Genomic DNA, 12066 nt, shown 5'->3' with positions numbered 1-12066 from the left:
CTATTCGGCTTCGGCGCGCGCCTGACCCGCTGCGGCGGCGCGGCCGGCCCGCACGGCGGCGCTCAGCGCGCCTGGGCCGGTGCCGTGGCCGGCCCCGCGACGGCTGCCGCGGCCTTGCCGGCGCGCACGCCGGCGGCCGCTGCGGCCGGCGGTTTGGCCGGCGCATCGGCCTCGGCCTCGGCATGGCGCAGCAGATCGCTGAGGTACCAGCGGCCGTCGCGGCGCTCGACCAGCACGTAGGCGTCGACCGCCTCGCCGGCGAGCCGGTAGCGGATCCGCACCCGCGCGGTGTCGCCGGTCTGCTCGGCCAGGCTGGCCTGGACGCTGCCCAGGGCGGCGTCCAGGTCCAGGCCGTATCCGGTCAACACCTGCTTGAGCCGCTCCACGAACGGCCCCAGCCGGCGCAGGCTGCGGTCCATGCCGGCATGGGCGAAGGCGTCCGGCGCGGCCAGGCCGGTCGCGCGCGCGGCCGCGACCAGCTGCGGGATGGCCGCACGGGCGCGCTTGGAATCGCCCAGCGGCGCGGTCTGGGCCCAGGCGCTGAACGCGACGATCAGCTGGGCATGGTGGTCGCGCTCGGTCTCGCTGTAGCCGGGTTCGCTGCGCACGTACTGGGCCGCGAACAGGCCCAGGGTCTTGGCCGCCGAGCGCAGCTCGGCATCGGCGCCGGCGAACTGGCGCCGGTAGGTCGCCACCAGGGTGCGCTCGGCGTCCGGCGCGGCCAGCGCGGCGATGAAGCTGGGAAAGCGGTCGTCCAGCGGCAGCTCGGTCAGCGGCCAGACCGTGCGGCCCTCGCTCCACGCCGTTTCCAGGCGCGCATGCAGCGGCGCCGGCACGGCGTGGCGGGCATAAGCCTCCAGGTCGTTGCGGCGCAGGTCGGCGACCAGTTGGGTCACCGCCTGCACCGGCTGGGTCGCGACCGGCTCGGGCGGCGGCGGCGCGCGGCCGCAGCCGGCCGCCGCCAGCACGCCGATCAACAGCACACCGGTCGACAGCACGCCGGTCGACAGCACGGCGGTCGACAGCAGCGCGGCGCAGGCGCGTCGGACGATGGACATCGGGTGCGGCTCCCCAGTCGCGGACCGGCATCTTGGCCGCGGGCCGGTAGCGACACAAGCCGGCCGCCGTCACGACTAGGCCGAAGCACACGGGTCGGCGCGCCGTGCCGCCTTTTTGCGCAAACGGCCACAACGCAAATTCGTGACGGAAATCACATTTCACCCACCCGGCCTGCGCGCGAACGGCGCGCGTGACCGGCTGACGCTTTCGTCCGCCGCGGGATCGCTATGTTGCCCGCTCTGGCGGGTTTTTCCGTTGTAGCCAGTTAGCCGGTAGCCTCGCCGGCGCGTCCATAGCGCTCTGCGCAAGGAGAACCGATCCATGCGTTCCGCATCGCTCCGCTCCGTCGCCGCTTTCGCTCTGCTCGCCGCCGCCGCGCCCGCCCTGGCCGCCGACGACAGCACCACTTTCGACGTCACCATCACCATCACCAGCAGCTGCACGATCAGCGCCACCGCGCCAACCGACGTCAACTTCGGCAGCGTCGCCTCGACCGCGACCAACGTCGACGCGCAGGGCCAGCTGGTCGTCACCTGCACCCCGGGCACCGCCTACACCATCGCCCTGGACAACGGCCAGAACGGCAGCGACGTCAACAGCCGCAAGATGAGCGACGGCACCACCGAGGTGCCCTACCAGCTCTACCGCGCCGGCGCGCGCGGGTCCGGCGACGTCTGGGGCAGCACCACCGGCGTCGGCGGCAACGTCCTGGCCGGTTCCGGCACCGGCGCGGCGCAGAACCTGCCGGTCTATGGGAGGACCCCCAGCGCCAACTTTCCCGCTGCGACTTACAGCGACGTGGTGACCGCCACGATCACCTACTGACCGGGCGCCGATGCCCGGCCGCCGGCCCGCCACCGCCGTCCGCCGCCTGACCGCCGCGCTGCTGTGCGCGGCCGTCGCCCTGGCCGCTCCGGCCGCGGGCGCCGGCGGATTGCAGCTGACCCCGACCACCCTGACCCTGAGCGCGCGCCGCCAGGCCGACGGGCTGTGGCTGATCAACGGCGGCGAACACCCGCTGCAGGCCCAGGTGCGGGTGTTCCGCTGGATCCAGGACGAGGCCGGCGAGCGCTTCGAACCCAGCCGCGCGCTGGCGGCGAGCCCGCCGATGCTCGAACTCGCGCCCGGCGCGCGCCAGTTGGTGCGGGTGATCCGGCTCGGCCCGCCGCCGCCGGCCGAGGAAAGCTATCGCCTGATCGTCGACGAGTTGCCGCCGGCGGACGGCGCCCGCAAGCCCGGCCTGCAGTTCGTCCTGCGCTACTCGGTGCCGGTGTTCCTGGCCGCCGCCGGCGACCCGCCGGCCGCGCCGCAGTTGGGCGCGGCACTGAGCTTCGACGGCGACCGCGCCAGCCTGGAGGTGCGCAACCGCGGCGACCGGCACGCGCAGCTGGCCGACCTGGCCTTCGTCGACGAACGCGGCCAGCGCCACCCGGTCGCGCCCGGACTGCTCGGCTATGTCCTGCCCGGCCAGCGCATGCGCTGGCCGTTGACCGCTCCGGCGGCGCTGCTGCGCGGCGCCGGCACTCTCAAGGCGAGGATCAATGGCGAAGCCACCGAGCAGGCCCTGGCGCTGGATCCGCCGGCTCGCTGACGCCATGGCGGCCGGCCTGCTCGCGGCGTTCTTGCCGACGTACGCGGCGGAGCCGCCTCCGCTGCTGGCCCGCGCCGGCGACGCCCAGGCCGCGAGCCTGCCGCTGTACCTGGAAGTCAGCCTCAACCAGGGGCCGTACCAGGCGCCGCAACCGTTCGAACTGCGCGCCGGTCGGCTCCACGCCAGCGTCGCCACCCTGCGCGGGCTCGGCTTCGTCCTGGCCGGACACGATCCGGCCGAGGTGCTGGCCGTGGACGCCGTGCCGGGCGTGGCCGTGCGCTACGACGCCGCCCTGCAGCGGGTCGCGATCGACGCGCCGCTGTCGCAACTGTCGCTGGCCACCACCCGGCTCAACCAGCCCGGCCTGGATGTGCCCGAGGCCAGCGCCTCGCCCGGGCTGCTGCTCAATTACGACCTCTACGCCAGCCGCGAGCGGCGCAACGACAACGTCACCGCCTACGCCGAACTGCGCGCGTTCGGCCTCGGCCCCGGGGTGTTCAGCCAGACCGCGGCGACCCGCCACTACCGCAACGACGGCGCGCCGCGCCGCACCGACTCGGTGCGCCTGGACAGCACTTGGCGCTGGTCGGCGCCGGAATCGATGCTCAGCCTCAGCGTCGGCGACGTGGTCAGCGGCCGGCTCGACTGGACCCGGCCGCTGCGCCTGGGCGGCCTGCGCCTGGGCCGCGACTTCGGCCTGCAGCCCTACCGCATCACCACCCCGCTGCCGACCTTCGCCGGCGAAGTCGCGCTGCCCTCGGCGGTGGACCTGTACGTCAACGGCCTGCGCCAGTACAGCGGCGAACTGCCGCCGGGCCCGTTCCAGCTCGCCACCGTGCCCGGCATCAGCGGCGCCGGCAGCGCCCAGATCGTCATCACCGACGCTTTCGGCCGCACCCGCCAACTCGACTTCCCGTTCTACGCCGCGCAGCAACTGCTCGCGCGCGGCCTGTCGGACTGGTCGCTGAGCCTGGGCCTGGCGCGCGAGGACTACGCGCTGAAGTCGTTCTCCTACGGCGACTCGGCGCTGGCCAGCGCCGAGCTGCGCTACGGCCTCAGCGACCGGCTGACCGTGGAGGCGCACGGCGAAGGCGGCGACGGCATCGCCAACGCCGGGTTCGGCGCGGTCGCCCTGCTCGGCCGCGCCGGCGTGCTCAGCGGCTCGCTCGCGCACGGCCGCGACGCGCGCAACGAACGGCCCTGGGAACGCAGCGGCTGGCAGTACGCGGCGGCCTACAACTGGGGCAACGGCCGCCTCAATTTTTCGCTCGACAGCCGCCGCGCCGAACGCGGCTACCGCGACCTGGCCTCGCGCTACGGCCTCGGCCCGGCGCGGGTCAGCGAACGCGCGCTGCTGAGCTGGAACGACGCCGACCTGGGCAGCTTCGGCCTGAACTACGTACGCCTGGCCTACCGCGACGACGCCGGCCGCCGGCAAGCGCCGGCGCGCTACGCCGGCCTGCACTGGAGCCGCAGCTTCGCCGGCCGCGCCCACCTCAGCCTGAGCTACAACCAGAACCTGGACCTGGCCGCCGACCGCAGCGCCTACCTCGGCCTCAGCCTGGACCTGGGCGAACGCACCCGCCTGGCCGCCTCGCTGCAACGCGATCGCGGCCGCGACCAGGCGGTGCTGGACCTTTCGCAACCGGTACCGGGCGACGGCGGCTTCGGCTGGCGCCTGCAGGCGCGCGGCGGCGACGGCGCCGAAGGCGGGCTGGCCGAACTGGGCTGGTTGAACTCGGTCGGCCGCTTCGGCCTGGGCCTGGCCCGCGTCGCCGACCAGGACTACGCCTACGCCAGCGGCAGCGGCGCGTTGGTGTGGATGGGCGGACACGCCTTCGCCGCGCGCTCGGTCAACGACGCCTTCGCGGTGGTCTCCACCGACGGCGTCGCCGGCGTGCCGGTGCTGCTGGAGAACCGCCCGATCGGCCATACCGACGCCGACGGCATGCTGCTGGTGACCCCGCTCAACGCCTGGCAACGCAACCGCCTCGGCATCGATGCGATGGCGCTGCCGGCGCAGATGCGGGTCGATCGGGTCGAGGCCCAGGCCACCCCGCGCGACCGCTCCGGCACCGTGGTGCGCTTCGGCCTGACCCCGATCCGCGCCGCGGTGGTGGTGCTGCACGACGCCGCCGGCCGGCCGCTGGCACCGGGCAGCCGGGTGCGCAGCGAACACGGCGAGGACGCCTGGGTCGGCTACGACGGCGAGACCTATCTGGAAGCGTTGCAGGACCACAACCGCCTGCGCGCGACCGCGCCGGACGGCCGCGTTTGCGAAGCGCGCTTCGAACATGCGCGCTCCGGACATGCACGTTACGAACACGCCGGCGGCGACGGCATCGCCCGGATCGGGCCGGTGACCTGCGCTGCGGAGACGCCGCGATGAACGCATACGCGTCCGTGCGCACCGCACTCGCGGCACTCGCGTTGCTATGGCTGTTGTTGGACGCGCCGGCGGCGCGCGCGGCCACCACCTGCTCCGCGACCATGACCGATCTCAACTTCGCCCCGACCAACGGCGGCATCGTCGATGCCACCGCGAACTTGAGCGTCACGTGCTCGACCTTCGGTTTGGCCGTGCTGGGCACCGCCAAGGTCAACATGTGCGTGAGCGTTTTCAGTGGCACCGACGGCGGCGGCACGCTTAATCCGCGGCGGCTGATCAACGGGTTCAACGACCCGATGCAGATGCAGTTGTACACCGATGCAGGACGCAGCGCGATCTGGGGCGCGCGCGGCAACGCCACGGTGCCCAATTTTCTGCCGCTACAGTTCAGCTACTCGGTGCTGGCGCTGGGCGGCAGCCAAACCCTCACCGCGACGCTATACGGCCGCATTCCGGCGCAAAGCGGGCTCAACGCCGGCACCTACCTCAACCGCTTTACCGCCGCCGCCGACACCAAGATCGAATTCCGTTACGACGAGCCGACCATCATCGGCTCTGGAACCATGCCTGCCTCCTGCACATCCGGCGGCAGCCCCGGGACGTCCAGCAGCTTCCCCTTCACCGTCAACGGCTCGGTGCCCAACGCCTGCACCCTGACGCCCAAGCCGGTGCCGACGCTGGGCTTCGGCAACACCCCCGGCTTCATCACCGGCAACATCGACCAGACCACCAGCATCGGCCTGGTCTGCACCGGCCGCACGCCGTGGCAGATCGGCCTCGACAACGGCCTGCACGCCAGCGGCAACATCCGCCGCATGGCCAACGGCAGCGGCCAGTTCGTGCCCTACGAGCTGTACCGCGACGGCAGCCGCAGCCAACGCTGGGGCAATACCCTCAACAACGACACCCTCAGCGGCACCGGCAGCGGCGCCAGCCAATCGCTGACCGTGTACGGCCGCGTCGCGCCGCAGACCGCCACGGTCGGCAGCTACAGCGACACGATCACGGTGTTGGTGACGTATTAGCGCGCGTCGTCATCGCGAGTAGATCTGGTCTTGGCCACGACCAGGGTCCTTTCAGACTGAGTGCCGGATCGAAATACACCGCCACAGGTGTCGCAGCTGAGCGATAGCGCCCCTTAGTCTTGAGCCAGCAACCAGTCCTCACGTGCAAGCGCATCAATTCAGACCGTGCTAGCGGCTGGCAATCTTGTGCGAGTTAGCGGGTAAGCAATCGGTCAACTCACGAACAAGCCTCTCGCCTTGCACGACAATGCTGAATGGCCCACCTGACTGACTGGGATAGCAGTCGACCATAATCACTCCAGTGGGATCGTCGGAATAAAAGACCACTGAATCCTCGGTAGATTCCGCCACCAGCAGCAGGCTACCCGGATCCGTCCCATCCAGCCTTGCAATTCCGAGATAGGGCTTCTCGTGGAAACCCAGGCTACCGCTCAGGGTTCCCAATCGGCCCCGGACGCACGATAGAAGCTCATTCGCCTCGAATCGGCTTATATAAGGCGCCACAAGGCCGATTGCATCTACGATGTCCTTGGGCCAGCAGAAAGGCAAAGGCTCCTCGACACCCCTGTCGAAGTCATCGAGCGACAGCACTCTCCCGGTAGCCGCCGCGACCGCCGCAACAAGCCGTTCGCCATAGGTTTCGCGGAGCCGCTCCTGATCACGCAGCGCCTGTGCATGCGCGCGCCGCTCTCGAAGCCGGTTCAATCTATCGCCCTGGTCTTCCATACTCTTCATCGCTTAGGATCAAAATCCATGCGGACTTTATCTTCATTCTGAATTCCAGAGCGCGCCCATGAAGTTCAGTCGTTGCGACTGTTCTGGATCCAGGCACCCGCTATCGGTGGATTGCGATCATTGCCTTGGGTCACTGCGAAAACCAGGAAAATCGAAGCAAGAGATCTTTGACATGCCAATGTACGCTCCACGTGGCGCATACATTGTTTGGAAGAGAATGACATGAGTAAGCCATAGCGATATCCGGAGAGCCGGAGATAGCGGTTGCTCCCAGGACTCCGGCCAATCGTCGATCAACTTCGTTCGCGCAAGAAAGACTCCGCGCGCAGCTTCTCGATGAAATCTCCGCAATCGCAGAATGTCTTTTTCAGTGCTGGATCGAAGACTCTTCATAGTCGATTGAGCCAGACGCAGCGTATGACTCGATCAGCTCCATGACGCGCGCATAGTCGACTACTGGCGGCACATCGATCGCAAGGAAGGCGGGGAGATTCGACACCTCCGAGGAACAGCCGAGCCGCTTCAGCGACGCGCGCAACGCGGGAACGACGTGTTCATCGAATGCAACGACACGGATCGTGGAGTGGCCACCCGGTCCGGCCAACTTTGTAAATTCAAGGCGACCGTTCACGACGACCGCAGTAACCGTATCGCCGGAACTTACGCCCCGGGCATAGAACGGCGTGTTATCGAGTATGTAGAGCGCTTCTCCAGCTGGAGTGGCCCACAGACTCTCCCAGTCAACCGGAGGGTAGCCTTCTTCATCCTGCTCCAGCTTGAAATGGATCTTTACCGGATCCGACGCCGAATTCATGGTGTTCCGCCCTCGCAGCTTCCGGTTGATCTTCGCACCGGCCCAAGCGGCAGGACAGTCGTTCGACACAAGGCTGGTCGCCCGGCAAGCCGATGGCCCTGAATCAAACGCCCCTCGCTCAAGCCCGTCGCAACTGGGGCTATGCGCGTGCGTGAGAAGCGCGAAGAGGGTTTCCCGCCGGAACCGGCGCGGCCAAAGAAAAAGGAGGCGCGAGGCCTCCTTGCAAAACCGGCTTGCGCCGGCAGATGTCGAGTTGTGGCATGGCCCCGGCTCGCACCGGGATGGGTGCAGCCTAGCGCCGGCCTGAAGTTAATGCAACACCTGAAGAAACATCCTTCAAGTAATTGATTTTGTTGAATCGAATGTCGCCTTTCCGGCTGAGATCGCTCAGGGCGCCACGTCCAGCGCGGCGCGCTTGGCCGCGCGGCGGGCCTCGCGTGGCTGGCTGTAGTCGTTGTTGAAGGTCATCGCCTCCCACGAGCCGTAGCTCGGGTTGGGCAGCATCCACCAGCGTTCGCCGAACCAGTCGTGATGCTGCTGCAGCAGCGCGTCGCGGCCTTCCGGCGTGTTCGCCACCACCTGGACGAAGTCGCCGAGCTGATCGCCGAACTGCATCAGCACGCGGTACTGGCGGCCGGCCAGCAGGCGGCGGCAGTTCTTCTCGCTGCCGTTCTGCTCGCAGCCCTCGACCACCGTGCCCAGGCCGAGGAAGACCTGGTCGTCGGCGACCGGCAGGCCGGCACTGCGCAGGTTGGCCAGGGTCGCGTCCTTGAGGTGCACGGCGCGGTTGGACAGGTACAGGATGGTGACGCCCTTGGCCTGCGCGGCCTTGGCGAAATCGACCACGCCCGGCAGCGGCTTGGCTTTCTTTTCCGCGACCCAGGCGTCCCAGGTCGCCTCGTCGTACTCCTTGCCGTCGCGCACCAGGCGCGCCTGGTAGGGCGAGTTGTCGAGCACGGTCTCGTCGACGTCCATGATCACCGCCGGCTTCAGGCCCTTGGCGGCGTTGCCGCGCTCGTCGGGCACCAGCGCGTCCCAGTTCGGCTGCTTCAGCGCCTGGTCGAGCTTGTCGGCGGCAGCGCGATAGATGGTCTCGGTGCTGGCGCGGTACTCGACCGCGCGCTGCATCCACAGCACGGCGTTGAGGTTGTCGTCGGCCTGGCCGGCAGCGGGCTTGGCCGCCGGCGCGGCGGCGGGAGCGGCCGGCGCGGGCTGCGGCTGCGCATCCTGCGCCGCGGGGGCGCCGGGCTGGGGCTTGCAGGCGGCCAGCGCCAGCGCGGCGGCGAGGACGGCGAATGGCAGGGCGCGGAGGTTCATGCGCAAGAGGTCCCGGAGAAAACGGCCGAGTGTAGGCCGGGGCGCAAAACCGTGTCGAGCGCGGCCGGCCGCGCCTCAGTATGGCGCCGCGGCGGCGGCGGCCCGGCGCGCGCGCCACGAGGCGCGGCGCAAGGTCAGCGCGGTGCCGCGTTCGCGCGCGTCGCCGATCACCGCCTCGACCCAGGGCCGCGATACCAGGTAGCTGCTGCCGCTCATCGAAGCCTCGTCGGCGACCACGTCGCGGCGCAGGTCGATCCGCGCCTTGCTCCGGTACCAGCCCAGGGCGAGCTCGTCGTAGCGCTGGTGCGGATCGGCGCAGCCGCCGCGGTCGAGCTGGACCAGCACGATCGCCTGCGAGCGCGGCCAGTACACCCGCACCCCGTCGTGGTCCTGATCGGGGTGTTCGAGCACCCGGCCGATATGGAAAGTGCTGGCGCCGCCCGGGCCATCGGCATCGAGCAGTTGCTGCAGCAGGTTGACCAGACAGGGGTAGCCGGGATGCCGATCGGCCGGCGCCGTGCCGAGCTCGGCCTCGGCGGCCGCGAGCGGCGCGGCGGCGCAGCACAGCGCCAGGCCGAGGGCCGCCAGCGCGGAGAGCTTGCTCATCTTCGTTCCTTCCGTGGACCGGCCGATGCCGGCGTGTGCGTCGCAAGCCGCGCGCGTCAGGCGTCGGCCGCGACCGGCGCGATCTGCAGCGAAACTTGCTTGCGTCCTTCCGCGACCCACTGCGTGCCGACCTCGGCGAAACCGTAGCGGGCGTGGAAGCGGCTGGACGCTTGGTTGAACGGCACGATGTAGAACTCGCAGGCGATGCGCTCGAAGCCGCCGTCGCGGGCGAAACCGAACAGATCGTCGTAGAGCAGGCCGCCCAGCCGGCGCCCGCGGTGGCTGGCCGCGACCGCGATCCGGTCGACGTACAGGAACGCCGGATAGCGCTCGCCGAACCACAGGTAGTTGGGGCTGTCGTAGGCGGCGCCTTCGCGCAGCGCGAGCAGGAACCCGACCACCTCGTCGCCGTCGCAGACCGCCCGGTGGTAGGCCGCCTCGCGGTCCAATTCGCGCAGGCGCTGCGCGTCCATCGGGCTCATCAGATCCACCGACTCAAGATTGAGGGCGAGGATGGCCGGATGATCGGCGGCGGTGGCGTCGCGGACGGTGAGGGCGGTCATGGCGGCACTATGCTCGAAAGCTGGAAGCTTCAAGTCGGCGTCCCCACCTCGTCCCAGTCCTGCTCGTCGAAGCGCAGCAGCCAGTTGAGCGCGTAGTGGCGTTCGTAGACCACGCTGGGGTGCAGGCCGATCGGCGGCTCGGCCTCGTCCAGGCGGGCCTGGCGCACCAGCCAATGGCGGCGGTAGATCGCGTCGAGGGCGTCGAGCAGTTCGGCGACCGGGCGCAGCCGGGCCTGGGCGATGCGCGCCTCGTCGGCGTGGTCGATGGCCACGCGCGCGACGTCGGCGGCGTCGCAGGTTTCGGTCGGTTCCGGCAGGGTGTCGCGCAGGCCCAGCGCCCATTGCAGCAGGGCGGCGCTTTCGTAGCGCCAGCCCTGGTCGGCCCAGGTCTCCTGGTCCGGCGAGGCCTGATCGATGAAGGCGCGCTCGACCGGAGTCAGCGCGGCCACGCCGGGGCCGAGCTTGGCCGCGATCTCCTGCGTCGACAGCGGCTGCGTATGCAGCGACTCGGCGCGCACCGCGACCGCGCACAGGGCCAGCATGCGCCGCGCGGCTTCGTCGTCGCCGCGCAGGCGCACTTCGCCCTCGCCGAGCACCGGCGGCAGGTGCGCCGGCGGCGGCGCGCCGAGCGCGTGCAGGGCCTGCTCGCTGCGCGCCTTGCGCGCACGCGCGTCGGCCGGATACGGCAGGGTCGCGTCGGTCTCCACCGGCGGTTCGCCGCGGCTGACCAGGACGTTGCCGGCGGCGTCGCGCACGCTGCCGTCGGGCAGGAAGCAGATCGCGTTGGCGGCCTGGCCCCAGGCGGTCAGCGCGTCGAAGGCGTCGTCCTCGACCTCGAAGCTGTAATGGGTCTGGACCCGCTGCAGGTGCCGGATCACCGCGAAGGTGCGCGCGTCCATGCCCTGCTCGACCGTGCCCAGCACGTAGCCGACGAAGCCCTGCAGATGCGGCACCAGCTCCGGATCGCTGCGGTCGCGCCGGTTGGCCGGCGCGCGCGCGAACTCCGGCGCAGGCGGCGCAGCGAGGGTGGAATAGGCATTGATCAGCAGGGTCATGGCTCGGCGCTCGGTCGGTTGGGGCGGTTCGGCCGGAATGCGGGGCTAGGGGCGCATTGTCGCGATCAGATGCGGTCGGCCTGCCCGTGCCCGGGCTTCACCGTCACCAGCACTTCGTTGAGATCGGCGCGAATGCCGCGGCTGAGATCGTCGATCAGGAACATATGGGTGTACAGACCCGAGGCCGCGTGGATGTAACGGCAGATGTCGTAGCCCCAGTCCACGGTGACCAAGGCGCCGTCCTCGCTGACCGGGTTGCCGTGGTACTGCGGCTCGTGCAGATGCTCGATGACGCCGTCCTCGCCCATGCGCGCGCGGCGCGCGGACGGATGCTGACGATGGACCAGCGGAACGGTGAAGACATGCGCGCCGCCGGGACGCAGGGTGCGGGCGATCTCGGCGAACGCGCCGGCCGGATCGAACACGTGCTCCATCACGTCCTGCGAGATGTGCAGGTCGAAGCTTTCGTCGGCGAAAGTGAGTCGCTCCATGTTTTCGCAGCGCACCCCGTCGACCAGTTCGCCCGACGCGACGCCGGGAAAGAACTGGCTCGGAACGTAGTCCTTGCATTCGGTCTGCAGCTTCAGGCTCGCGCCGCGACCGGCGGGAGACGATTCGTGGATGCGCATCTCGCGCCACTGCGGATACAGGGTCTCGATCACATGCATCAAGGCGCGTTCGCGCGGAATGCTGCCGCAGCTTTCGCACAGGTAGCTGTCGCGCAACCATTCGTGGGTCGCCGAGAACACCGCCTCCTGGCCGCAAGTCGGACACAGTCCCTGGCTGACCAGGATCTTGGGCACCGCAGGCGGAGCCGCAACGGGTTCCGGCTCCGGCGCTGGCTCCGGTATGGGTTCCGGCACCGGCTCGTGCAGCGCAACCTCGGCGGAAGTACCCACGCTTTGCTCAGCA

At 70.0% G+C, this 12066-nt stretch carries 12 protein-coding genes; 4 read left to right on the top strand and 8 right to left on the bottom strand.

All coding sequences use genetic code 11. The features are described from left to right. Positions 1 to 62: 62 nt before the first annotated feature. Complete coding sequence (locus K4L06_RS07400; RefSeq protein ID WP_221670790.1) at positions 63 to 1058, bottom strand: hypothetical protein; 996 nt, start codon at positions 1056 to 1058, stop codon at positions 63 to 65. A gap of 322 nt (positions 1059 to 1380) precedes the next feature. On the opposite strand from K4L06_RS07400, the gene K4L06_RS07395 reads away from it, so the two are divergent. Genes K4L06_RS07395 through K4L06_RS07380 form a run of 4 tightly spaced genes read left to right on the top strand, consistent with a single transcriptional unit; the run spans position 1381 to position 6064 of the window. Beyond that, positions 1381 to 1884 carry a spore coat U domain-containing protein gene (locus K4L06_RS07395; protein WP_221670789.1) on the top strand — a complete coding sequence of 168 codons (504 nt, stop codon included), beginning with the start codon at positions 1381 to 1383 and terminating at the stop codon, positions 1882 to 1884. 10 nt (positions 1885 to 1894) lie between these two features. Continuing rightward, a complete protein-coding gene (locus K4L06_RS07390; RefSeq protein WP_221670788.1) occupies positions 1895 to 2650 on the top strand; it encodes a molecular chaperone in 756 nt (251 codons plus the stop codon). Continuing rightward, the gene (locus tag K4L06_RS07385) at positions 2601 to 5039 is read left to right on the top strand and encodes a fimbria/pilus outer membrane usher protein (protein WP_221670787.1); all 2439 of its coding nucleotides are present in this window, start codon (positions 2601 to 2603) and stop codon (positions 5037 to 5039) included. Before K4L06_RS07390 ends, K4L06_RS07385 begins: the two co-directional genes overlap by 50 nt. After that, entirely contained in the window at positions 5036 to 6064 is a 1029-nt protein-coding gene (locus K4L06_RS07380) for a spore coat U domain-containing protein (protein ID WP_221670786.1), read from the top strand. The genes K4L06_RS07385 and K4L06_RS07380 overlap by 4 nt, the downstream gene beginning before the upstream one ends. 168 nt (positions 6065 to 6232) lie before the next feature. Here the strand turns inward: K4L06_RS07380 and K4L06_RS07375 are convergent, their stop codons facing one another. The 7 genes from K4L06_RS07375 to K4L06_RS07345 all read right to left on the bottom strand — a co-directional run bounded on the left by K4L06_RS07375 (position 6233) and on the right by K4L06_RS07345 (position 12053). Next, entirely contained in the window at positions 6233 to 6790 is a 558-nt protein-coding gene (locus tag K4L06_RS07375; protein ID WP_221670785.1) for a hypothetical protein, read from the bottom strand. Between the two features lie 376 nt (positions 6791 to 7166). Then, positions 7167 to 7613: a DUF4265 domain-containing protein gene (locus tag K4L06_RS07370; RefSeq protein WP_221670784.1), complete on the bottom strand. Its 447-nt coding sequence runs from the start codon at positions 7611 to 7613 to the stop codon at positions 7167 to 7169. Between the two features lie 387 nt (positions 7614 to 8000). Beyond that, a complete protein-coding gene (locus K4L06_RS07365; protein ID WP_221670783.1) occupies positions 8001 to 8930 on the bottom strand; it encodes a 5'-nucleotidase, lipoprotein e(P4) family in 930 nt (309 codons plus the stop codon). A 75-nt stretch (positions 8931 to 9005) separates the two neighbouring features. Continuing rightward, the gene (locus tag K4L06_RS07360) at positions 9006 to 9536 is read right to left on the bottom strand and encodes a hypothetical protein (protein WP_221670782.1); all 531 of its coding nucleotides are present in this window, start codon (positions 9534 to 9536) and stop codon (positions 9006 to 9008) included. A 56-nt stretch (positions 9537 to 9592) separates the two neighbouring features. Further along, the gene (locus tag K4L06_RS07355; RefSeq protein WP_221670781.1) at positions 9593 to 10099 is read right to left on the bottom strand and encodes a GNAT family N-acetyltransferase; all 507 of its coding nucleotides are present in this window, start codon (positions 10097 to 10099) and stop codon (positions 9593 to 9595) included. Positions 10100 to 10128: 29 nt separating this feature from the next. Then, positions 10129 to 11154 (bottom strand): DUF4272 domain-containing protein, encoded by a 1026-nt coding sequence (locus tag K4L06_RS07350; RefSeq protein ID WP_221670780.1) that lies wholly within the window; start codon positions 11152 to 11154, stop codon positions 10129 to 10131. A gap of 65 nt (positions 11155 to 11219) precedes the next feature. Further along, positions 11220 to 12053, bottom strand: a complete 834-nt coding sequence (locus K4L06_RS07345; protein WP_221670779.1) for a class I SAM-dependent methyltransferase — start codon at positions 12051 to 12053, stop codon at positions 11220 to 11222. Positions 12054 to 12066: the final 13 nt, after the last annotated feature.

The organism is Lysobacter sp. BMK333-48F3, from assembly GCF_019733395.1.
In the GTDB taxonomy this organism is placed as follows: domain Bacteria; phylum Pseudomonadota; class Gammaproteobacteria; order Xanthomonadales; family Xanthomonadaceae; genus Lysobacter.
Note: the sequence above shows the minus strand (reverse complement) of the source record. Positions and strands in the feature narration are given on the sequence as shown.

Bases quoted from the DNA above. Each gene is read 5' to 3' on its own strand.
- K4L06_RS07400 (WP_221670790.1), bottom strand. From the start codon at position 1,058: ATGTCCATCGTCCGACGCGCCTGCGCCGCGCTGCTGTCGACCGCCGTG.
- K4L06_RS07395 (WP_221670789.1), top strand. From the start codon at position 1,381: ATGCGTTCCGCATCGCTCCGCTCCGTCGCCGCTTTCGCTCTGCTCGCC.
- K4L06_RS07390 (WP_221670788.1), top strand. From the start codon at position 1,895: ATGCCCGGCCGCCGGCCCGCCACCGCCGTCCGCCGCCTGACCGCCGCG.
- K4L06_RS07385 (WP_221670787.1), top strand. From the start codon at position 2,601: ATGGCGAAGCCACCGAGCAGGCCCTGGCGCTGGATCCGCCGGCTCGCT.
- K4L06_RS07380 (WP_221670786.1), top strand. From the start codon at position 5,036: ATGAACGCATACGCGTCCGTGCGCACCGCACTCGCGGCACTCGCGTTG.
- K4L06_RS07375 (WP_221670785.1), bottom strand. From the start codon at position 6,790: ATGGAAGACCAGGGCGATAGATTGAACCGGCTTCGAGAGCGGCGCGCG.
- K4L06_RS07370 (WP_221670784.1), bottom strand. From the start codon at position 7,613: ATGAATTCGGCGTCGGATCCGGTAAAGATCCATTTCAAGCTGGAGCAG.
- K4L06_RS07365 (WP_221670783.1), bottom strand. From the start codon at position 8,930: ATGAACCTCCGCGCCCTGCCATTCGCCGTCCTCGCCGCCGCGCTGGCG.
- K4L06_RS07360 (WP_221670782.1), bottom strand. From the start codon at position 9,536: ATGAGCAAGCTCTCCGCGCTGGCGGCCCTCGGCCTGGCGCTGTGCTGC.
- K4L06_RS07355 (WP_221670781.1), bottom strand. From the start codon at position 10,099: ATGACCGCCCTCACCGTCCGCGACGCCACCGCCGCCGATCATCCGGCC.
- K4L06_RS07350 (WP_221670780.1), bottom strand. From the start codon at position 11,154: ATGACCCTGCTGATCAATGCCTATTCCACCCTCGCTGCGCCGCCTGCG.